General features: G+C 62.4%; 19 protein-coding genes. 10 read left to right on the top strand and 9 right to left on the bottom strand.

What is annotated here, in order from left to right:
- Positions 1-159: 159 nt before the first annotated feature.
- The gene (locus ETW24_RS22250; RefSeq protein WP_129373280.1) at positions 160-1,341 is read left to right on the top strand and encodes a DUF2793 domain-containing protein; all 1,182 of its coding nucleotides are present in this window, start codon (positions 160-162) and stop codon (positions 1,339-1,341) included.
- 226 nt (positions 1,342-1,567) lie between these two features.
- Here ETW24_RS22250 and ETW24_RS22245 read toward each other — a convergent pair whose 3' ends face one another.
- Positions 1,568-3,004 (bottom strand): mannose-1-phosphate guanylyltransferase/mannose-6-phosphate isomerase, encoded by a 1,437-nt coding sequence (locus tag ETW24_RS22245; protein ID WP_129373279.1) that lies wholly within the window; start codon positions 3,002-3,004, stop codon positions 1,568-1,570.
- A 168-nt stretch (positions 3,005-3,172) separates the two neighbouring features.
- On the opposite strand from ETW24_RS22245, the gene ETW24_RS22240 reads away from it, so the two are divergent.
- Positions 3,173-3,694 carry a hypothetical protein gene (locus tag ETW24_RS22240; protein ID WP_129373278.1) on the top strand — a complete coding sequence of 174 codons (522 nt, stop codon included), beginning with the start codon at positions 3,173-3,175 and terminating at the stop codon, positions 3,692-3,694.
- On the opposite strand, the gene ETW24_RS25035 is transcribed toward ETW24_RS22240, so the two are convergent.
- Positions 3,691-4,779, bottom strand: coding sequence for a glycosyltransferase family 10 domain-containing protein (locus tag ETW24_RS25035; RefSeq protein ID WP_254695785.1), 1,089 nt, complete (start codon positions 4,777-4,779; stop codon positions 3,691-3,693). The genes ETW24_RS22240 and ETW24_RS25035 overlap by 4 nt on opposite strands.
- A gap of 144 nt (positions 4,780-4,923) precedes the next feature.
- On the opposite strand from ETW24_RS25035, the gene ETW24_RS22230 reads away from it, so the two are divergent.
- From ETW24_RS22230 to fcl, 5 genes are all read left to right on the top strand, one after another.
- Positions 4,924-5,823, top strand: coding sequence for a hypothetical protein (locus ETW24_RS22230; RefSeq protein ID WP_129373277.1), 900 nt, complete (start codon positions 4,924-4,926; stop codon positions 5,821-5,823).
- A 1-nt stretch (position 5,824) separates the two neighbouring features.
- Positions 5,825-7,180, top strand: coding sequence for a hypothetical protein (locus ETW24_RS22225; protein ID WP_129373276.1), 1,356 nt, complete (start codon positions 5,825-5,827; stop codon positions 7,178-7,180).
- Entirely contained in the window at positions 7,177-8,109 is a 933-nt protein-coding gene (locus ETW24_RS22220; protein WP_129373275.1) for a sulfotransferase family protein, read from the top strand. The genes ETW24_RS22225 and ETW24_RS22220 overlap by 4 nt, the downstream gene beginning before the upstream one ends.
- An 83-nt stretch (positions 8,110-8,192) precedes the next feature.
- A complete protein-coding gene (gmd, locus tag ETW24_RS22215; RefSeq protein WP_129373274.1) occupies positions 8,193-9,311 on the top strand; it encodes a GDP-mannose 4,6-dehydratase in 1,119 nt (372 codons plus the stop codon).
- 4 nt (positions 9,312-9,315) lie between these two features.
- Entirely contained in the window at positions 9,316-10,293 is a 978-nt protein-coding gene (gene fcl / locus ETW24_RS22210; RefSeq protein WP_129373273.1) for a GDP-L-fucose synthase, read from the top strand.
- 78 nt (positions 10,294-10,371) lie between these two features.
- Here fcl and ETW24_RS22205 read toward each other — a convergent pair whose 3' ends face one another.
- The 6 genes from ETW24_RS22205 to ETW24_RS22180 form a co-directional block, all read right to left on the bottom strand.
- Positions 10,372-11,568, bottom strand: coding sequence for a hypothetical protein (locus ETW24_RS22205; RefSeq protein WP_129373272.1), 1,197 nt, complete (start codon positions 11,566-11,568; stop codon positions 10,372-10,374).
- A 53-nt stretch (positions 11,569-11,621) separates the two neighbouring features.
- Complete coding sequence (locus ETW24_RS22200; protein WP_164982811.1) at positions 11,622-12,323, bottom strand: sulfotransferase family 2 domain-containing protein; 702 nt, start codon at positions 12,321-12,323, stop codon at positions 11,622-11,624.
- Positions 12,324-12,327: 4 nt separating this feature from the next.
- Positions 12,328-13,794 carry a glycosyltransferase family 2 protein gene (locus tag ETW24_RS22195; RefSeq protein ID WP_164982810.1) on the bottom strand — a complete coding sequence of 489 codons (1,467 nt, stop codon included), beginning with the start codon at positions 13,792-13,794 and terminating at the stop codon, positions 12,328-12,330.
- A gap of 513 nt (positions 13,795-14,307) precedes the next feature.
- Positions 14,308-14,955 carry an HAD family hydrolase gene (locus ETW24_RS22190; RefSeq protein ID WP_129373269.1) on the bottom strand — a complete coding sequence of 216 codons (648 nt, stop codon included), beginning with the start codon at positions 14,953-14,955 and terminating at the stop codon, positions 14,308-14,310.
- Complete coding sequence (locus ETW24_RS22185) at positions 14,955-15,695, bottom strand: 3-deoxy-manno-octulosonate cytidylyltransferase (RefSeq protein ID WP_129373268.1); 741 nt, start codon at positions 15,693-15,695, stop codon at positions 14,955-14,957. The genes ETW24_RS22190 and ETW24_RS22185 overlap by 1 nt, the downstream gene beginning before the upstream one ends.
- A 4-nt stretch (positions 15,696-15,699) precedes the next feature.
- A complete protein-coding gene (locus ETW24_RS22180; protein WP_129373267.1) occupies positions 15,700-17,310 on the bottom strand; it encodes an aldolase catalytic domain-containing protein in 1,611 nt (536 codons plus the stop codon).
- 222 nt (positions 17,311-17,532) lie between these two features.
- On the opposite strand from ETW24_RS22180, the gene ETW24_RS22175 reads away from it, so the two are divergent.
- The 3 genes from ETW24_RS22175 to ETW24_RS22165 are packed head-to-tail and all read left to right on the top strand — an operon-like array spanning position 17,533 to position 20,055.
- Entirely contained in the window at positions 17,533-18,069 is a 537-nt protein-coding gene (locus tag ETW24_RS22175; protein ID WP_129373266.1) for a hypothetical protein, read from the top strand.
- Positions 18,066-19,004 carry a glycosyltransferase family 2 protein gene (locus ETW24_RS22170; protein WP_254695784.1) on the top strand — a complete coding sequence of 313 codons (939 nt, stop codon included), beginning with the start codon at positions 18,066-18,068 and terminating at the stop codon, positions 19,002-19,004. The genes ETW24_RS22175 and ETW24_RS22170 overlap by 4 nt, the downstream gene beginning before the upstream one ends.
- Before the next feature lie 7 nt (positions 19,005-19,011).
- Entirely contained in the window at positions 19,012-20,055 is a 1,044-nt protein-coding gene (locus ETW24_RS22165; protein ID WP_129373264.1) for a hypothetical protein, read from the top strand.
- A gap of 8 nt (positions 20,056-20,063) precedes the next feature.
- Here the strand turns inward: ETW24_RS22165 and glf are convergent, their stop codons facing one another.
- The gene (gene glf / locus ETW24_RS22160) at positions 20,064-21,236 is read right to left on the bottom strand and encodes a UDP-galactopyranose mutase (RefSeq protein WP_205877452.1); all 1,173 of its coding nucleotides are present in this window, start codon (positions 21,234-21,236) and stop codon (positions 20,064-20,066) included.
- Positions 21,237-21,265: the final 29 nt, after the last annotated feature.

Here is a 21,265-nt window from a genome sequence, read left to right as displayed (position 1 = left end):
CCGGGAACAGCTGTGGTCATACGTCCTGCCCTGTCTGCCCGCTCCCCGCCCCCCCGATCCGCCGTTGCGCAAGCAGCGCACGCCCCGTTATCCGCAGTTTGACGCGGCTCTGGCACTCTGGCGCGGAACCCGTTTTTTGCCGCTGCCGGAGCCCTGCTCATGACCCAGACCTCGCCGATCCTTGCCCTGCCCTATCTGATGCCTGCCCAGGCGCAGAAACATGTGACCCATAACGAGGCGCTGCAGATGCTGGATGCGCTGGTGCAGCTCCGCGTCGAAGGGTTCGATGCCGCTGCCCCGCCCGCCGGCCCGGCTGTGGGCGAGACCCATGCGCTGGCGGCAGCGCCAACCGGCGCCTGGGCCGGCCACGGGGCTGAGATTGCGGTCTGGCAGGGCGAGGGCTGGCTGTTCCTGGCGCCCTCCCCCGGCTGGCGCGCCTGGAGCCTGGCGGACGCGGAGCTGAGGGTCTGGGACGGCAGCAGCTGGATTCTGCCGCCCGCTGAAACCCAGAACCTCGGCCGCCTCGGGGTGGGCACTGCGGCGGATGCCGCCAACCCGCTGTCGGTTGCAGGGCCTGCGACGCTGCTGACCCATGGCGGCGCGGGCCATCAGCTCAAGGTGAACAAGGCCGCCGCCGCTGACACCGCCGCGCTGCTGTTTCAGTCGAACTGGAGCGGCCGGGCCGAAATGGGGCTGGCGGGTTCTGACGATTTCTCCATCAAGATCTCCGCCGACGGCAGCGCCTGGGGCACCGCGCTGGCGCTGACCGCAGACGGGCGCGCAGGCTTCGGCACTGCCAGCCCGGCAGCGCATCTGGAGATCCAGGGCGGCAGCGCCGATTACCTGCTGGCAGGCGATGGCAGCGCCGATTTCCGGCTGGGATCGGATGGCAACGGCAGTTGCTCCGGCGCCTGGTCCGGCGGCGGCGCCGATTACGCCGAATGGTTCGAATGGGTGGATGGCAATCCCGAAGGCGAAGACCGCCGCGGACTTGCTGTGGTGCTGGAGGGCGCAAAAATCCGCCCGGCCCTCGCGGGGGAAACCCCGGCGGGCGTGATCAGCGGCAACCCGGCGGTGGTGGGCGATGGCGACATGGGGGAGTGGAAGAGGCGCTGGCTGCGCGACGCTTACGGCAGCCTGTTGCGCGATGCCTCAGGCCGCCCGCAGGAAAACCCCGCCTATGACCCGTCACAGCCTTACCTGCCGCGCGCCGCCCGCCCGGAATGGGCGCTGCTGGGACTGACCGGCAAGCTGCGCCTGAAGACAGGCCAGCCCGCCGCTGCCCATTGGATCCGGATGCGGCAGGTCTCGGCTGAGGTCGAGGAATGGCTGGTCCGCTGAAAACAGGCGGGATCTCCCGGCCTCTCTTTCGAGCGCCTCTTTGGGCGGCAGGCTCCCGCCCGTCCCGGAACAATCACAGATTGATCCTCCCCGTTGGGTCCGGCGCCATGCGTTCGCATGGCGCTGCGCCGCGCCAGCGGCGCCGGGCCCAAGGCTTTGAGACGCATCTATGATGCGGCGCACAGGCGCGGGAGCGCCCGCCTTTTACCCTCTGCCCTTTGCCGCCCTACCCTTTGGCGCCCTGGCCGCGGGCATAGACATCCTCGTAACGGATAATGTCGTCCTCGCCCAGGTAGCTGCCGGTCTGCACCTCGATCAGCACCATCGGCACCTTGCCCGGGTTCTCCATCCGATGCACCGCGCCCAGCGGGATATAGACCGACTGGTTCTCGCTCACCAGCTGTTCGGTGCCATTCACCGTCACCTTGGCGGTGCCTTCGACCACAATCCAATGCTCCGAGCGGTGGTGATGGCTTTGCAAGGACAGCGCCGCACCGGGATGCACATGGATGCGCTTGACCTGAAAGCGATCGCCCACGGCCAGGCTTTCAAACCAGCCCCAGGGGCGGTGATCCATCGGAAATTCTGTGGCCTGTTTGGCCCGTTTTTCCTTCAGCGCCGCCACCGCCTGCTTCACATCCTGAGCGCGGTCCGCCGCGGCCACCAGCACCGCATCCGGCATTGCCACGGCAATGATATTTTCCAGCCCGATGCCGACCAGCTCCAGCCCTTCGCCTTCGGACCGCAGCAGGCTGTCCGCACAGTCGATCGCGGTGGCAGGCCCGGCCGTCACCACACCCGCCGCATCAGGGCCGCTCTCGCGCCAGACCGCGTCCCAGCCGCCCAGATCGGACCAGCCGCCCGCAAAGGGAACAACGCTGAGGTTTGCCGCCTTCTCCATCACCGCATAGTCGATCGAGATATCCGCCGCCCCCTGCCAGGCCGCCGGGTCCAGCCGCAAAAAGCCCAAATCAGGCTGGCCCTGATCCACGGCAGCCTGCACCGGCGCCAGCAGATCCGGCGCATGGGCGCGGAACGCCGCCAGAATGGTCTTGACGGAAAACAGGAAAATCCCCGCATTCCACAGATACTGCCCCGAGGCCAGCATCTGCGCCGCAGTCTGTGCATCCGGTTTTTCGACAAACCGTTTCAGCCCGATCGGGCGCGGGGTGAAATCGCCGGGGTCCTCTGCCAGCTCCAGATAGCCATAGCCGGTTTCGGCCCGGTCCGGCTTGATGCCGAAAGTGACCAGCCGGCCTGCGCGGGCGGCCGCCTCGCCTGCCGTGACAGCAGTCCGGAACGCCGCCGCATCCGGCACCACATGGTCCGAGGGCGCCACCAGCATCAGCGCGTCTGGATCCTGTTTCTCCAGCCACAAGGCCGCCGCCAGCACCGCAGGCGCCGTGTTGCGCCCCGCAGGCTCGATCAGGACCGCACCGGGATCAATGCCGGCACCCGCCAGCTGCTCGGTGACAATGAAACGGAAATCGGAATTGGTCAGCACCACCGGGCTGGAAAACCCCTCCCCCGACAGCCGCGCCGCCGAGGCCTGAAACAGCGTCTCCTCCCCGGTCAGCGGCACAAACTGCTTGGGGTAGCTCTTGCGCGACAGGGGCCACAGCCGGGTGCCGGAGCCGCCGCAAAGGAGGATGGGGGTAATCATGCTCTCACTCCAAAATGTCCGCGTGACGCGCCTGAAAAAACGCTCTTCGCTTGTGCTTATGATCTATCTTCCTATTTCACAATAGATGTTTCCAGCACCGGCCGACTGACTTAGAAACCGCCGCAAGCACATCTTCCTGCCTCCTTCAGACGACTGGAAAGCCAGACCGTGACAAAATCAGTTTTTGCGTCCCTTACTGCGCAGCTCCAAGCCCTGCACAATGCCCCCGCGCAAACCGCTGCAGCCGGGCATTGCCCGCTTGCCCCCGACGCAAAACTGTGGCTGTCCACCGACCCCGAAGGCCAGGCAAAATTGACGTGTGCCCCTGCCGCAGAGGGTTTCACACTGACGCTGGAAGACGGAGACAGCGGCCTGTGGGCCAGTCTGGGGTTCCGGCTGGAACGGGCTCAATTATGCACTGCCCGCTATCTGGGCCTGCTCGCGGCAGCCGAAAGCAAAGACTTGCTGATCTATACCCCCACCCTGCGCTATTATCTGAGCAGCGGCGGCTTTACCGAGACCGCAGCCGCCCCTGTTGTCGCGGCCGGCGGCGCACTGGAGCAGCTGTCGCATATCCCTGTGGATCCAAGCCTGCTCGCCCGCAGCAGCAGTTGTGAGTTCAATTTGTTTTTTCAAACCGCGCAGTTCCAGGCAACCTTCCGGCAGCTTGAGCCTCTGACGGTAAATTAGGCAGCCGTGCCGCTGCCCGGATACTGTTCACACGGCCCGTCCAGAACACCGGTCAAAGCGGATTTCACTGCCGCACCCAGCCGCTTACGCTCCGCCAGCCAGAGCGCGGGGTTGCAAAACAGCTCTGCCAGCTGCCGCTGCGCACAGGCGTAAGCCGCGAAACGGTCCTGCCCCCAGCCTTGAACCCGGCTCCGGCTGCAGCCCAACCCTTCCAGTTGCTCCGCCGCTTCTCGCGCCGTCCGCCCGTAAAAATTGATCCAGGCGCCCTCAGGCAAGCCAAAATCATGGATACGATGTTCTGGCGACGCAAAATAGAGCGGCACAGATCCGCAGGCGAATGCATCGAATATCTTCTCGGTCACATAATCCGGCTGATGGGTATTCTCAAACGCCCCCAGCATCCGGGCCCGGCGGTCCAGGCGGGTGAGCTTATCCAGATACCAGTTGCGCTGCTGGAATCTGCTTTGGCCGTCCTGCCAGCTTTGGCCCAGCCGCTCCACTGTGCCGGCCTGCACGGCTTCGGCCAGTTCTGTCCGCCAGGAACACAGGCCAATAATACCGGCCTCTGGCCATTCCACCGCGTGGTAAGGTTCCGGGCGGCGCTCGAACATGAATGCGATATCGGTGCTGCGCGCTTCGAAACACGCCTGCCAGTCTGCTGCGTCCAATGCTGCATTGCGCGCGAAACGGGCCGCATAGGCATTGGCAAAACGGTGGTTGGTCAAAAGGTAATAGGGAATTCGAGAAAAACGGAAAATACTGGTGGTGGCATGATTCAGTTGAATCACTGGCACCGCGCCGAAGCGGGTTTCCACGATCAGTTCCCGATTCAGCGGCCGGCAGCCCCAGATTGTATCCCAGAACGGCTCTTCCGACAAAAGCACAATCGGCTTGCGCCGCTGCCGCCAGGCTGTGATTGCCGCCTGCGGCGCCTCTTCAATGTCCAGTATATGGGTAAAGAGATACAAATCGGCCTGCTCTGGTTCCGAAACGCGTTCGACCCAGCCTTCAAACAGCGGTGCCAGGGCACTGTAGCTGAGCGGCGACCGTTTCATGTGCTTGCCGGCCATGTAAATTTTGATCACGCTGCTCTACCTGCTGGTTCGCCGCCCCATCATCCGGGCAGCAAAGGAAGGGATGCCTGAAGCCCTTAGCGGTTGACTTCCCCCCGGGACAATAAGATTGCTTTTCTGGAACAGGCCGCAAGCATATACAAGAACACAGTGCAAATGAATGTAACTCCTAAGGCCGCCAAGGCGGAGGCGCGGTACATCTGGTACCCGGAGGATGCGGCTTATGGTCAGGCTCTAGCCGCGTTATCCGATCGCTTCGGCCTGACCCGGCTGAACTCTCCGCTGGAGGCAAGCCGCGGCCCGGCATTGCTGCTTTATCAAACTCCAGAGCACCATCTGTACCAGGCGCTTCTGCAGGATCAGGCCCCGGCAGACGCCCTGGCCGCCTGGTCCGCACAAGCCGAAGATATCCTGTGTGCGGTCCGTGAAGAGGGGGCACAAACAGCGGTCGCCGGACTCAGCCAGTTTATCCTTTCTCCACAAGCATTTATCACACATCTGGGCCTGCCCGGCGGCGGCGCCCCGGACGAGTCGGCACCCTCCGTCCCTCCAGTGGCAGACGACGCAGCAGACGACCCGGTTCTTTTGGCACTCGCCACAGCCTGCCTGCAGCAGGACAGCATTGTGCTGAGCTTGGCTCAAGCGGTGCAACAGGCCGCGCTGCCCCCTGCCGCGCCCTCCGCTGCCGCAAGCCTGAACACAACCGCCGCGATACAGGCTCACCGGAATGCTGACGCACAGGCTGCCCTCCTGCAGGAGCAGAAAAACCTGATGCATCAAGAACTGGAAACCCTTCAAATCCTGAACTGCCGCCTGGCAGAGTCACAGCAGCGGCGGATCGCTGCAAAAGAGCAGGCGCTGCAGGCCGCGGGCCGGAAAATCCGCAGCCTGGAAGCCCATACGGCCCTGCTGCAAGACCGCCTGCTTGGCGCCCGGACGCCGAAGCAAACGCGGCTGCACTCTCTCACCGCCGGAATTTTCCGCCTTATCGCCCCGCTGCGGTCTCTGCGTCAGAACCAGGCAGGGCAGGAACAGATCCAACAGGGCCGCAAATAACATGCAAAACAGCACCTTCTTCCAGAAACAGCTTTCCCGGATCAGCCAATCAGGCGGCCTCGGCACACTGGTCTATCTGGGGGCCGGCAAAGCCGGTCCGGATACCGTCAAAGCCTGCCTGGACAGCGGTGCTGAACATATTCTCTTGACCGAAGCAGACCCGGAAAGGGCTGCAGCACTCAGACCGGCCTGCATTGCTGCCGGCGTTCAACTGCGCGAAGCAGCGGTCGCGGACGAGTCCGGAGAGCGCCCCTTTCACATCTTCAACATCCGCTCCCTGTCCAGCTGCTGCCGGCCGGACGGGCTGGAAAAAGTTTTCCCCGGCCTGCGCCAGACCGATACAGTGCAGGTGAAAGCCGAGCCCGTAACCAGCCTGCTTGATATGCCGGAGCGGACCGGGCCTGGCTGCAACCTTCTGGCAATTGATTGCCCCGGCCAGGAAGCCGAAATCCTTCGCCAGCTGCAGGCTTCCGGCCTGCTCTCCAAATTCCAGCATCTCTACCTTTCCCTCCCTGCTGCCCCGCTCTACGAAGGCAGCGAGCCCATGGCGGAGATTCTGCAGCGTCTGCACACTGCAGGGTGGCGGTTGCGGCATACGGAAAACCAAGACCCTGATTTCCCGGCCTGTTTTCTGGAGCAGGAACCGCTCGTTCTTCAGGTGGCTGATCTGGAAAAAAAACTGGCTGCAACCGGGGCCGCACAGCAGGCAAGTGAACTCCGTTCTGCCGAGCTGGAAGCAAAGGCCGGGCACCAGGCGCAGGCGCGGAAGCAGGCGGTTGCGGAACGTGACAGCGCACGCACCGAGGCCGCAGCACTGGCTGCGAAGGTTGCGGAACAGGATGCGGAGACGGCGCGCCAGGCACAGGCGCTGGAGCAGGCGGTTGCGGAGCGTGACAGCGCGCGTGCCGAAGCCGCGGAGCTGGCTGCGAAGGTTGCGGACCAGGATGCAGAGGCGGCTCGCCAGGCACAGGCGCGGGAGCAGGCGGTTGCGGAGCGTGACAGCGCGCGTGCCGAGGCCGCAGCACTGGCTGCAAAGGCGGCGGACCAGGATGCAGAGGCCGCGCGCCAGGCACAAGCGCTGGAGCAGGCCGCAGCCCGCGAAGCCGAGGCCCGGAAAGCCCAGCAGAACCTGGCAGTGGCCCTGCGGCTGCAGAGCCAGCGCGAGGCTGATCTGAAAGAATTGCAGGCACGCTACAGCGCACTTCTGGAACGCCAGGAGGCGCAGGATGATTTGCTCCAGCGCACCAAAGCCTGCCTTGCATATCTGGTGGATGAAGCGCCTTCAGAAGAGGCCGGTCTGGTGCTTGCGGAGGCCGCGGCTGCGCCTGCGCGTCTGAAGGAGGGCCAAAGCACGTGAACGGCCTGGTCCCGCGCGTCTCTACCCTCCAGGGCTTGCAACGCCAGCTGGCCCTGGCCGCCGCTCAGCGGGATCCCGCGCTGGCAGAGCGGCTGCGGAATTCAGAGGAGCTGCAAAACCTGCTGGCAGAGGCTGAAACTTTGGCCGGCCGCCCGCAGCGTCCAGTGCTGCGCACGGTGCATCACTTTGCCTGCACCGGCGGCACATTGATCAGCAAATGCATCGCAGCCATGCCGTGCACCCGGTTGCTGAGCGAAGTGGATCCTTTGAGCCGGCTAACGCACAAAAACAGCTTCCTGCCTGCTGACCTGATCGGTCTGGCTAAGCTCGGGTCCAGCCCGCCGGGGCAGGACACCCTGCTGCGCATCTTCCGGGCCGGCCTTGCAGCGCTGGCCGAAGACACCCGGGCCGAGGGGCGCGACCTGATCCTGCGCGACCATGCCCACAGCCATTTCTGCTGCGGCAGTAAAATCCCGGAACGGCCCTCGCTGCAGCAAATGCTGGAGGGAAACTACCGGCTGCTGAGCCTGGTGAGCGTGCGCCATCCGCTGGATTCGTATCTGAGTCTCCTGCGCCGGAAATGGGTGCATTGGCAGCCGGCCGGTCTTGAGGAATATGCCCGCCGCTACCTGGCTTTCCTTGATCTCTATGCCGGTGCGGAGCTGTTGCGCTATGAGGACTTTCTGGCAGAGCCTGAAATGTGCATGCGGCAGATTTGCAGCATTCTGGATCTGGCTTTCAATCCAGGTTTCCAGGAGGATTTTTCCGCGGTGCAGCTCTCCGGCGACAGCGGCCGCGGCGACGGGGTGATCGCTCCCCGCCCGCGGCGGCCCGTGCCGGAAGATGTGAAGCAGGAAGTCCGCGTCTCATCCAGCTATGCGGCCCTCTGCGCCCGGTTGGATTATGACCCGGACCCGGAAACCGCTTAAGCAGAAAACCCCCCTTCAATTCCCTCCGCATCTGCCCTAAGCACTCGCGCAGGCGTTTACAGATAGACAGTAGTAGGATTGTAATGAAAAAAGCTCTTATCACCGGCATCACCGGCCAGGACGGCTCCTATCTTGCAGAGTTCCTTCTGGAGAAGGGCTATGAAGTGCATGGCATCAAACGCCGCGCCTCATCATTCAACACTCAGCGGGTCGATCACATCTACCAGGATCCGCATGTGGATCATGCCCGCCTGAAGCTGCATTACGGCGATCTGAGCGACACGTCTAACCTGACCCGGATCCTGCAGGAAGTGCAGCCCGACGAGGTCTATAACCTCGGCGCCCAGTCCCATGTGGCGGTGAGCTTTGAAAGCCCGGAATACACCGCCGATGTGGATGCCATGGGCACCCTGCGCCTGCTGGAGGCGATCCGTTTCCTCGGCCTGGAGAAGAAGACCCGCTTCTATCAGGCCTCGACCTCGGAGCTTTACGGGCTGGTGCAGGAGACGCCGCAGCGCGAGACGACGCCGTTCTACCCGCGCTCGCCTTATGCGGTGGCCAAGCTCTATTCCTATTGGATCACGGTGAACTACCGCGAGGCCTATGGCATGTATGCCTGCAACGGCATCCTGTTCAACCACGAGAGCCCGCGCCGCGGCGAGACTTTTGTGACCCGCAAGATCACCCGCGGCCTGGCCAATATCGCGCAAGGGCTGGAGCCCTGCCTGTATATGGGCAACATCGACGCGCTGCGCGACTGGGGCCATGCCAAAGATTACGTGCGGATGCAGTGGATGATGCTGCAGCAGGACGCGGCGGAGGATTTTGTGATCGCCACCGGCAAGCAGTACTCAGTCCGCCAGTTCATCCAATGGTCGGCAGCCGAGCTGGGCATTCACCTGGAGTTTTCCGGCAGCGGCATCGACGAGATTGCCACCGTGGCCGCGATTGAGGGCGATAACGCCCCCAGCTTGAAGGCGGGTGACGTGATCATGCGGATCGACCCGCGCTATTTCCGTCCGGCAGAGGTGGAGACGCTGCTCGGCGATCCCGCCAAGGCCAAGGAAAAGCTGGGCTGGGTGCCGGAAATCACCACCCAGGAAATGTGCGCCGAGATGGTCGCCGAGGATCTGAAAACCGCCCGCCGCCATGCGCTGTTGAAAGAGCACGGCATGGATCTGCCGGTCAGCGTTGAGGGCTAAGGTCATGACCCGGATTTATGTGGCAGGCCACCGCGGCATGGTCGGGGGGGCGATCCTGCGGCAATTGCAGACGCGCCGGGACGCAGGCGAAGAGCTTGCGCTGATCACCCGCAGCAGCGCCGAGCTGGATCTGACCGATCAGGCCGCGGTGCGCGCCTTCATGCAGGCGGAACAGCCCGATCAGGTCATTCTGGCCGCTGCCAAAGTGGGCGGCATCGTTGCCAACAACAGCTACCCGGCTGAGTTCATCTATGAAAACCTGATGATCGAGTGCAACGTCATCCACGCCGCCTATGAGGCCGGGGTGAAAAAACTGCTGCAGCTGGGGTCAAGCTGCATCTACCCCAAGCTGGCAGACCAGCCGATGGCCGAGGATGCGCTGCTGACAGGCGTGCTGGAGCCCACCAACGAGCCTTATGCAATTGCCAAGATCGCCGGCATCAAGCTGTGTGAAAGCTACAACCGCCAGTACGGCGTGGATTACCGCTCGGTGATGCCGACCAACCTTTACGGGCCGGGCGACAATTTCCACCCGGAGAACAGCCATGTGCTGCCCGCCCTGATCCGCCGCTTCCACGAGGCGGCCGCGGCCGGCGCAGAGAGCGTCACCATCTGGGGCTCCGGCACGCCCCGGCGCGAGTTCCTGCATGTGGACGACATGGCGGCGGCCTCGCTGTTTGTGATGGATCTCGAGGCGCAGACGTATCAGCGCGAGACCGAGCCGATGCTCTCCCATATCAATGTGGGCTGCGGCGCGGATGTGTCGATCCTGGAGCTGGCGCAGCTGGTGGCAGAGGTGACGGGGTTTGAAGGGGAGATCCTGACCGACCCGTCAAAACCCGACGGCACCCCGCGCAAGCTGATGGATGTGTCGCGGCTCAAACGGCTGGGCTGGCAGGCCGGGATCGGGCTGGAGACCGGGGTGCGCGGCACTTATGAGTGGTTCCTGGCGCAGGGGCTGGATAATCTGCGGGCCAAATAGGATCCGGTGCAGGTCATAAAACGGAAAGGCGCGGTCCCGCAGGACCAGCGCCTTTTCTTTTTCCTGAAAAGAGCCTGTTCAGGCAGCAGCCTGCCCGGCAAGATCCGGCAGCACCTCCCGGAAAAAATCTGCATAACGGCGCAGAGATGCCTCGCCAGTTGCACAGAAATACTGCTGTGCCAGCCCTTCGGGCTGCGGCAATGCCAAGCGGGCCTCCAACTGCTCCAGCGTACGGAACGTGCAGCTGTCCGGTAACGGAATACCCGGCACCTCGCTGTCGTAGCGCAGCACCCGGCAGCCCAGCGACAAGGCTTCATAAATCAGCGACGAGGTGTGGCCAATAACGAAATCCGCATCCTGGAAATGCAATTGTTCGCGGATATCCGGAAATCTCTGCAGGAACTCCTCCTTGCGGATCGACGGATGAAAGCGCACCTTGACCGTGCGCCCCGTGCGGCGGGCACAGGCCGAGGCGATCTGCAGCATTTCTTCATTCTGCTGGTTAAAGATCCTCTGATCCAGGAACACCGCGATATAGGGCTGGGGTTTCTCCGAAACCTCGTCGCCAGACGCATTGAAAATCAGCGGCTTGCCGCAATTCACCGTGGTGTTTCCCGGATGGTGGTGTTTGATCAGCTGCGAACTCTCAGGCCCCCAGGACAGAAAGTATTCCGACGGCTGGTGCTGGTAGTTGATCACATTCACCGTATCCATATCGCCGTAATCCACATACAGCCCGTGCTGCAGGGTGAGGGTGGTAACCCCTTGGGCGCGGAAATAACGTGCAAGAAGATGCTCTACCGGCTGCATATCCGCAAAACAGATCAGCGCCTTGAACGTCATCTTCCGGAAATGCTCCAGAATAAAACCGTACTTGCAGGCGCGGATGAAACAGCAGGCCCGGTCCAGCGGATCCGCAATATCCAGCGCATCAAAGACAGCCGCATTTTCCATCATGTAGCGGCTGGCAGCAGCGTTCAGCCGGGGGGTCCGGTGCTGATACTCCTCCACCACCACCCGGTCGCGGATCCCCGAGGCGCCGATCACCGCATGGAACAGCCCCTTGTAATCATCGCGCACCAGACTGCGGAAGAACACCGCACCGGTCTCGCGCTGCTGCGGCAGGCGGTAGTCCGAATAGAGGAAATCGCGCAACCAGACATCGCGTGTAGCCTGCTTTTCAGCCGAAGTCTTCCCCTTCAGGCTGTAAGCATCCGCAAATAGGATATCACGCCACAGCCCGGCGTCTGTGAAAAACTCAGAATTCTCAGTCACTGGTCAAATCACACGCAACAGCGCATCCCTCTTTTTCGCCCTTCTGCATCAGCCTAGCCCCCGGCACGGGTAAACGAAAACGTCTTCAAAGTCTTCTTCTCGCGGGAGAGCTTGTGCAGCCGTATATCGAGAGAATGCGCATCCTCCAACTGCTGCAGCTGGCTTTCCGTGAAATCGGCCCTGCTCAGCATCGGCTGCCCCTCTTTCACAAAGTTTCTCGACGTAATATTTTTTCTTTCAGCCAATCCAATTTCTTTCTTGAGATTGGACGTGAAATACTCGTGCATTCTCTGCACAGAGGTTTCGAGATCAATCAAATTTATATGGTTAGAAACTTCAGAGATGTTTGCGAAACACGCGTTTATCCCCAGGTATCTTGCCTGAGAATTTCGCGTGCAATCCAGTACAAAGCGCACACCATTCAGGTGGCGCACTTGGTCATGTTCAGGATGAACCTTGTTGTATTTAATAAAGTTATACAGGCTGATCAGCCGGTCGACCGGATTCCGTATGACACTATGTATCACGAAAGGATCAGGATAGGATGCGGCCTCATTGTTTTCAATGAATTGATCGAACCGTAAGTGCCCGACGATTGCACCATAACTAAAAACCCCTTGAAAGCGGGGAAAATCGGCAGCCGCGACGTCCCCTCGGGGCCCGCTTTGAATCCTGAGTACCGGAGCGAATGCAGAAGCATAGTACTGGCGAATAGTCGATCCGCCGCATTTTGGAATGTGCAGGAAGAAATGCACGTCTTTACCCTCTCTCATTCTGATAGTTTTTCAAGAGATTGGGGGCATTGGCAACAAAACCCTGCATGTACTCACTCTCTTTCATGTGGTCCCCGTCCCCAAAATTATCGAACTGGATTTTCAACACTTCCAGATACGGCCTAATTCCGGATTCTGACGCGCCGCCCGGCTCAAAATTACACAACGCCTTGTCGATCTGTTTGAACGAGCACCCTGCCACAAACATTTCCACCACTTGATTGTAATCGGCGGCGTATTTGTAGGCCAGGTTGAACGGATGCTGTTGCAGGACCTCCCGGCGGTAATACGCAGACTGATGGCAATAGGGCATCCGCTGGCGCACATAATCCGCTGGATGGGAAGCCTGCAAAACAGGACCGGACTTCCGCATATAGTACCTATGCCCATACACGACATCTTCCCCGGTCAGCTCAGCAGCCACTTCCTCCAGCGTATTGTCATGAGCAAAAGTATCGGCGGCATTCATGAATATGATGTAATCCCCGGAGGCCGCCGCGATGCCTTTGTTCATGGCGTCGTAAATCCCTTTGTCCGGTTCCGAAATCAAAACATCGATTGACCCGGCCTGTGCGTCCAGAATCTCCCGGGTGCGATCCGGAGATGCTCCATCGACCACCACGTACTCGATATTTGGATAACTCTGCCGCCGCACGCTCCCGAGTGTGTTTTCCAACCCGTCTGCGTCACAGTACACAACAGTCACCACCGAAACTTTCGGTCCGGCGGAACCAGCCGGAGCATTTATTTCCGGGGCTTCCAGCACATTTTCCTCCCCTGCGCCGCCGGGCTGCGCCTCTTCCGGGCCGGGCTGCTTATGCACGGTGTGCAGCTGACCGTTTACTGCAAGTTTGACCCACCGCAGAGGCGCAGTCATCCGCCAGGACGTCGAGTTCCAAACAGCCTGCAGCTGGGCATCCTTGTCCGTCAGCCAGCCATCGCGTTCACTCTGCGCCGCTTCCAGAGCCGCCACCTGCTCACTCAATTCACCCACGATCCTGCCGCGCCGCTTCCTGACCTCACTCTCTTTTTTCAGCGCCGCCCGGGTCTCCTCCAAGGCCCCTTGAACCTTGACAAGATTCGCCGCATTGCGCCGTTTCTCTTCCAATACGCCCTGAAAATCGCGCCGTTCCGCTTCCAATGCGTCCTGAAGACTGCGCAGCTGCACCTGCAGCAGCTCCGCCTGGCTTTGCTTCAGCGCGGCCAGATGGGTCTGAGCGTCCAATGCGGTTTTCTGGGCCGGCCGTTCCCGGCCCAGGGTTTGTATCTCTTTCTGCGCCGCATCGAAGGCTGTTTTCAAAACCTCCTGCTCTGCCAGCCCGTTCAGCTGCCGCCGGTAATCCTGCGCGGCCCGCTCCGCAATCTCCAAAGCTTCCGGCTGCGCGGCATCTGCTGGAATGGCTCTCGCCTCAAGCTCAGCATTCAGCGCCGCGGCCGCGGCAGAGCGCGCCACAGCCAGAGCCGCGATACCCTCCCAGACCGGCCCCGCCGGTTCTGCGGGCCGTTCCAGGTCCGGCTCCGGCAGCGAAGCAATGCCAAGATGCCCGCAAGCCCGCTCCAGCATCGCCTCCGGGGAGCTGATCAGATTCTCCGCCTCCATCAGTGCAACCTGACGGCGGTTCCGGCGGCAGAACGCCAGCAGTTCCTGCGCTTGATCTTCCCAGTTTTTCAAAGCCTGCGCGGGGCTTAATCCGCGGGCGAGACCGGTGCTGACGGCGGTTTCCGCCCGTTCATACAGCACCAGAACCGGGCGGTCTGCGGCACAATCCCAAGCCTCCGGGCTGCCGTGCAACCGCGTGAAACAGCCGTCAGTGCCGGCGTTCCGCACAAGCGACGCACAATCCGCAAGGTAAACGTCCTCAGCAGGCGCGCATTCCTCAAAGTCCGTCAATACGGTGAGCTTATTCTGTGTGTTCACCTGCTGCTCCCTTTCCCGCGAAGAATATGCCAACGGCGCCATGGCCTGTCACAGATCCTGGAGTTCTCCAACATTTGCCAGCTTCTTCAGGCCATGCGTGCGCACGTACCCCTGCCAGTCCGCCACCTCGCTCCAGCCGCTGATGAACACGAAGTCCAGGCCAGCTGCAGCGGCAGCGCGGTGGTCGTAGGTGCTGTCCCCCAGGAACAGCGCCTGCGGCCGGATATTGCCGCTGTCCAGTTCCCGCGCCAGGATCGCATCCTTGGTGTCGGGACTGCCGAAGATGCCGCCATCAAACAACCCGTCCAGCCCGCGCGCGGCAAAGATGTCATGCAGCTCGGCCTGATCCCCGCCCGAGACAATCAGCCAGCGCTGATCCGGGAAGGCGGCGCGCAGCTCCTGCAGCCCCGGCGCGGCTGCGCAGGTCATCAGCCCGGCCCGCACAGCACCGGCATAAGACGCCAGCAGCTCTTCCAGCCCGGGGCCGTTCCGGCCAGGCACAATCCCGTCCAGAAAATGCTGGAACTTCAGGTAGCGGGAGATGCCGCCATTGGCCACGTGATGCGCCACCAGCGCCTCTGCCGCCTCTGCGCCGTAGGGCAGCGCCGCCTGGCGGAAGGCTTCGGTCTTCACCCGGTTGGAATCCAGGATCACCCCGTCGCAGTCGAAGACCAATGTCCGGTAGCCCGCCGGCATCACAGGTTCCACAGCCTGCGCAGGGCCGCTTCGACCGGTGCCACATCCTCAGGCACATCCACTGCCATGGTGCCGGGCGAAGTTTCATACATTACAATCTTGCGCCCCAGTTCCTGGAACCGCAGGATTTCAATGTCCTCGCTTCTTTCCAGCGCGCCCTTACGGCCGAACCCTTGGAACGCCTGCAGCTCCTCGCGGGTAAAGCCGTAGATGCAGACCTGCTTCTTGTAGCGTTCCGGTGCACATCCCGGATCCTTGAAGCCCGGCAGCGCCAGCCGCGACATATACACCATGACATCGTCCTCGGTGGTAATGACCTTGGGGATGTTAACGCTGTGCGGATCCTCTTCATCGCTGACCCAGGCAAAGCCGTTGACGATCAGGCTGGGATCTGCGGCCTTCAGGTCGACGCAGCGCTTGATATCCGCAGGATTTACCAGCGGTTCGTCGCCCTGCACATTAACATAGATGTCATAGTCGATCATCTGCGCGGCCTCGGCCAGCCGGTCGGTGCCCGTCAGCGCGTCTTTGCCCGTCATCAGCGCCTTAAAGCCTGCGGCCTCCACCACCTCGCTTATGCGGTCATCTTCGGTGGCCACATAAACATGTTCCCGGCCTACCGCACGGGCGCTGAGCTCAGCCACCCAGAGAACCATCGGCTTACCAAGAAGCGGCACCAGCGGCTTGCCGGGATAGCGGGTCGAAGCATAGCGGGCGGGGATAATCACACAGGCCGTCATGGGATCACATTCCATAAACTGATATTTGCTTGAGATGCTTGTAGCGGCTCGGCGTGATCGAAACCACCTGCGGGCTGCCCGCGGTGTTCTCCAGAAGCCGCAAAACCTCCTCAACCTCGCGGTTGCGCGCGTCGCCCGGCGCATACCCGTCAAAGCCGGCCAGCAGCACCCGGCTGGCGTTTCCGGCGGCGGCAACTGCCAGCGCATAGGCCAGCACCAGCAGGCTTGGGGATGCGCAGTGGCTGTCGCCGAACTCAAACCGGCCCTCGGCGAGGCTGACGCCAAAGTCCAGAAGCTCCTTGCCGCTGAGCGGGCCGCTCAGATCCGCAGGCAGCATTGAGGCCGGGGTGATCAGCGGCTGGCGCAGCGCCAGATGCGCCTCGCTATCGGCCATCAGCCGCACCGGATGGCAGGCCGCGCGCAGATCGATCAGGTCTTCGGAGATACCGCTTTGGGTATTCAGCGCGATCACCACCGGCTGCGCCCGGCGCACATAGGCCTCAAGCGCCGTGCGGTGCTGCTCTGCGCCGGACCCCGCGCCAAGGATCAGCACCTCGCGGCCCTCCAGCATCGAGCGCGGCTGCCAGGTCCCTTGCGGCGCGCCTTGGTAAAAATTGCGGGCGCCATCAAGGGTGCCGGCACTGAAGCTCTTGCCGCCTTCCTGGCGCAAGTGTTCAATGACGGCCAGGACATCTTCTTCGCTGTAGCGGGAGTCGAGCAGCATATTCTGAATATAGGTCGGATGGATTCCGTATTTCCCGGACAGATAGTAATACGGGTTGGTCCCCCAGCCATACTGTTCTTTCATCGGCTGGAAATGCCGCTGCAGCAGGCTCATCAGCGGAACCAAGTTGGCCGGACGGCCGCGCCGTTCCGCCGCCTCGATCACCAGCTCTTCGGTACGGGCGTTGCCGGGGCCACGGCCCATGCCGGTCACAGTGGCATCCAGCCAAGTGGCGCCTTCGGCTTGCGCCCGCAGCGTGTTTTGCAATGCCAGCCCCATGTTGTCATGGGTGTGTATGCCGATAGGACCGTCCCATTCCTCGCGCAGCCAGCCGATAATACGGGCCGTATCCGCAGGCGTCATGCTGCCCATGCTATCGGCAAAATAGAGCACTTCCACCGGCCAGGCGCGCGCTTCACGGGCCAGTTCCACCACCTCTTCACGGCTCCGGTCGGCAATCTGCATCAGGTTGAACCCGACCCGGTACCCCCGCTCGACCAGCCAGGTCACTGCCGGCAGCACCTGCTTGACCTCGCGGAAGTGGCAAGCGATGCGCACCAGGTCAACCGGCGTGGCGGCGGCCGGCTCCGGGAACAACCGTTCCAGGGAAGCCTCAAGCCCAAGGTCCGTCAGCAGGTCGGCCCCATTCACCATGACCGCAACTTGCAACTCTTCCGGAATGTTCAAACTGCGCAGGAAATCATCGCTGGTATAGGCGCAAGATCCTTTGAAACCGTTGTTTTTCAAGAACCTGAAGCCGATCTCGACAATATCGACCCGGGCGGCTCTCATGGCCTCCAAATACGTTTCGATCAGTTCTTGCGGAAAATCCCAGGCATTGTAATATCCGCCATCCCGCAACGTGCAATCCAGCAATAGTGTCTCTGACATATCAACCCAATCCCATTATTCTGCCTGGCGATAAAACTCCCCCGAACGGAAGGAGAAAATATGCAATACTCGCAAGAAATGATCGCATCCTGCAGTTGCGGGCATACAGAGCTTCGCTTAGGCCCGCAAGCGTGAACCGCCCGTTCGGTGGCTGGCCGCCGATCCTGTAACAAGCCTGGAAATGCCCCGTGGGCCGGAACGCCGGAATAAAGGATTGCCCGCTTGACACTGAATCCTCCCTTGGGTCCCTGCGCCCCTTTCAACCAAGCTTTGGCCGGGCTGCAGGACAGTACCGCCAGCGGCCGTATCAGCGCCGGAACACTCCTGAGCGACGGGTTCACGCTGCGCGCAGATCCGGCCCTGCAGGCCGGCGGGCACTGGCGGTCACCGGCGGGGCGGCTGCTGGAGCTTGATCTCCAAATCGCGGGCCAGGGAGAATGGATCGGCTTGCATCTGACGCTGGGACAGTTGGGCCTGCTGCCCTTCCGCTATGCCGGAGTGGCCTGCCGGAGCGCGGCCGGCAGTGCCGAGGTGCTGCGCCCCTGCCTGCGCGCCGGCCTGCCCGGCGGCGGGTTTTCCGACTGTTTCTTCCCGCGCCACCTGCTGGCCCGGGAAGAGCCGTCCGACCATATGGACACGCTGCACCTGCCCAGCTGCCCGCATCTGCCGTTAGACGCCGAATGGTTTGAACTGGTGCTGTTCCTGCCCACCCGCAGCTGCCGCCTGGAGCTGCAGGATCTGCGGCTGTTCTTCCTGTGAACCTGACCGTGGCCATCCCCGCGCATAATGATTGCGCCAGCCTGCTGCGCCTGCTGCGCATGCTGCGGGCGCTCGGCTGCGCCGATCAGATTGTGGTGGTGGATGACGGGTCGCAGGTGCCGCTTCAGGAAACCGTTCTGCTGGATGCAGCCGGCCTGGAAACCGGGCAGCTGCGGCTGCTGCGCCACGAAACGGCAAAAGGCGCCGGCGCCGCCCGCAATCTGGCGCTTGCACATGTCCGGACCTCCCACGTCCTGTTCCTGGATGCCGACGACCGCCCTGCCCGTGCCCTGCCCTGGCTGCTGCAGGACCTCGCGGGGCAGGAGTTCGATTTCTGCCTCTTCCAGCATCACGACACCCGCAGAGACGCGCAGGGCGCGTTCGGCCAGATGCCTTACGATCAGGCGCTCTGGGACTTCGCCGGTCTCAGCCTGGGAGCCTGCACCAAAGTATCGCCATTTGCCGCCGCCAGCCTGGTGCAAACTTCGAACTACCCTTGGAACAAAATCTACCGGACCGGTTTTCTGCACGAACACAGCATTGGCTGTTCCGAAATTCCGGTCCACAACGACATCGAGCTGCACTGGCGCAGCTTCCTGAATGGCAGCCGGATCCTGGCCAGCACCCATGTTGCCGTGGTGCATGACGTCGCCCCGGACGGCCAGCGGCTGACCAACCGGACCGGGTCTGAAAGGCTGGACGTGTTCATCCCTCTCACCCGGATTGCCGCTGAAATTCAGGCAAAAGGCCTGGATCTCTATCTGCAGCCTTTCTGGTCGTTCTTTACCGGGCTGATGCACTGGGTGAAGAGTAATCTGGACCCCCTACTGCACCCGCAGCTGGCCCAGCGGATCAGCGCCTTCCTCGCCGCCCACGCACCGGCTGAGCTGCCAGGCCTGCCGGATGCGCGCGCCGCACAGCGCGGCCAGGCCTGAGCCCGCCATGGTTCTGCGCCCACCGCTCCCCTCCCCCGGCAGCAGCAGCCCGCGCCAGATCTGGCTGCACATCGGCCTGCCGAAATGCGGCTCGACCACAATCCAGCACCATATGGCCGAAACCTATGAGCAGCATCTGCGGCTTGGCCTGTGCTATCCGCAACGCCACCGCTCCCCCGCTGGTTACCGCAACCACATCCCGCTGGCCCGGATGGCCGCAGAGGTCTTGCCCGCCGCCCTGACAGAGATCGAGGCCGAAGCGGAGCGCCACAGCTGCCGCCGCATCCTGCTGTCCTGCGAGCATTGGACCAATGCTTTTCGCACCAGCAACCTGGCCGCGCTGGTTCAGGCGCTGCAACAGCGGATGCCGGGCTGGCAGATCCGCCTGGTTGCCTATTTCCGCAACCCCTACGGCTTTGCGGAATCAAGCTATGCGCAGTTTCTGCGCGCCGGGCTGTTCGGGATCGCTAAACCGGCCTTCTTTGCCGCAGGCCCTCCCGGCATTGACCGCTACCTCCGTTGTTTCGAAGAAAGCTACGGCTTTCCCCTGCCCTCTCTTCTCAGCTTTACGCAGATGCTGCTGGCGCAATTTCCCCGCGACAGTCTGGTCCTGCGCTCGAACGCGCCTGCGGATCTGGATGCGCCAGACATGCTGAGCGATTTCTGCAACCTGCTCGGCCTGCCGCCCCCCGAAACGGCAGCGCGGCGCAACAGCCGCATTCAGCCGCGCAAGCTGGCCGAAATCGAATATGTGCAGACCCGGGTCAGCCAGCCGGTCTATATGCAGCTGCGCCCGAAACTGCTGAAGCGGGATTTCACCCGCGGCGCCCCGCCAGGCCCCGCCCGCGGCAGCAGCCTGCATCTGAGCGCGGCCATGGCAGAAGACATCACCCGGCGGCTGGAGGCCGAACGCAGCGAATTGGCAGCATTGTTTGCCACCCGCACCGATACGCTCTGCGCGGCGCGCAGCCAGGACTGGGGCCGGGCGGAGCTGCTGGACGAGGCCGCCCGGGTCCGGCTGCGCAAATTCATCCGCCGCCAGACCGCCTGAGCCGCCGCTTACAAGGGCGCAGTAAAGAACGCCGGCGCGGCCTCGCCCTTGTCCAGGCAGGCGGCAAAGCCGCGGGCGGCGTCCAGCGCCTCGCGGATGGTCACATCCATGTCCAGGTAGCGGTAGGTGGCCAGACGGCCCACAAAAGTAACACCCGCCGTCGCTTCCGCCAGCTTCACATAGGCGGCCAGCAGTTCCTTCTCCTTCACCTGGCGGACCGGATAATAGGGAATGTCGCCGGGCTCCGCCAGCCGCGAGAACTCGCGGTAGAGAACCGAGCCCTCGTGGTCTTCCCAGGGGGCGAAATGCTTGTGCTCGGTGATGCGGGTATAGGGCACATCCTCCTCGCCGTAGTTCATCACCGCGCAGCCCTGGTAGTCGCCCTGATGGGTGAAACGCTCAAAATCCAGGGTGCGGTAGCCCAGACGGCCCAGCTCATAGCCGAAATAGCCGTCCAGCGGCCCGGAATAGAACACGTGGTCATGGGCGGCGCCCATCTGCGGGGTGAATTCGGTCTCCAGCTGAACGGTGATGTTGTCATGATCGAGGATCTTCTCAATCATCGGCGTATAGCCGTTCTCCGGCATCCCCTGGAACCGGTGGAAGAAGTAGTTGTCATCATAGTTGAAGCGCACCGGCAGCCGCTTCAGGATGCTTGCGGGCAGCTCGGAAGGGTGCATGCCCCATTGCTTGATGGTGTAGCCCTTGAAAAACGCCTCATAGAGATCCTTGCCGACAAAGCGCATCGCCTGCTCTTCGAAGGTCTGCGGATCCGCGATCGAGGTATCGGCCTGTTCCTGCGTGATGAAATCATGCGCTTCTTCGGGCCGCATCGTCTTGCGGAAGAACTGGTTGATGGTGTGCAGATTGACCGGCAGCGAGAACACTTCCCTAGCGCCCGTGAGCCCGCGGGTGGTGGATTTCACCCGGTTTTTGTAGGGCTTGAAACGCTCGAAACTGTTCACATAGTCCCAGACCTCGGCGTCATCGGTGTGAAAGATATGCGGCCCGTAGACATGCACCATGACACCGGTATCCGCATCGCGCTCGGTGTGGCAGTTGCCGCCGGCATGGGGGCGGCTGTCGATCACGGTGATGCTATGGCCTGCCTCGGCCAGATGGCGGCCGATCACCGCCCCCGACAGCCCCGCGCCCACCATCAGAAATTTACCTGCCGCCATTAATCCTGTCCTCTCATATTCCCGGGATG

This window comes from Leisingera sp. NJS204 (genome assembly GCF_004123675.1).
GTDB lineage: Bacteria > Pseudomonadota > Alphaproteobacteria > Rhodobacterales > Rhodobacteraceae > Leisingera.
Note: the sequence above shows the minus strand (reverse complement) of the source record. Positions and strands in the feature narration are given on the sequence as shown.

Coding starts and splice junctions, on each gene's coding strand:
- ETW24_RS22250 (WP_129373280.1), top strand. CDS start 160: ATGACCCAGACCTCGCCGATCCTTGCCCTGCCCTATCTGATGCCTGCC.
- ETW24_RS22245 (WP_129373279.1), bottom strand. CDS start 3,004: ATGATTACCCCCATCCTCCTTTGCGGCGGCTCCGGCACCCGGCTGTGG.
- ETW24_RS22230 (WP_129373277.1), top strand. CDS start 4,924: ATGAATGTAACTCCTAAGGCCGCCAAGGCGGAGGCGCGGTACATCTGG.
- ETW24_RS22225 (WP_129373276.1), top strand. CDS start 5,825: ATGCAAAACAGCACCTTCTTCCAGAAACAGCTTTCCCGGATCAGCCAA.
- gmd (WP_129373274.1), top strand. CDS start 8,193: ATGAAAAAAGCTCTTATCACCGGCATCACCGGCCAGGACGGCTCCTAT.
- fcl (WP_129373273.1), top strand. CDS start 9,316: ATGACCCGGATTTATGTGGCAGGCCACCGCGGCATGGTCGGGGGGGCG.
- ETW24_RS22190 (WP_129373269.1), bottom strand. CDS start 14,955: ATGCCGGCGGGCTACCGGACATTGGTCTTCGACTGCGACGGGGTGATC.
- ETW24_RS22185 (WP_129373268.1), bottom strand. CDS start 15,695: ATGACGGCCTGTGTGATTATCCCCGCCCGCTATGCTTCGACCCGCTAT.
- ETW24_RS22180 (WP_129373267.1), bottom strand. CDS start 17,310: ATGTCAGAGACACTATTGCTGGATTGCACGTTGCGGGATGGCGGATAT.
- ETW24_RS22165 (WP_129373264.1), top strand. CDS start 19,012: ATGGTTCTGCGCCCACCGCTCCCCTCCCCCGGCAGCAGCAGCCCGCGC.
- glf (WP_205877452.1), bottom strand. CDS start 21,236: ATGGCGGCAGGTAAATTTCTGATGGTGGGCGCGGGGCTGTCGGGGGCG.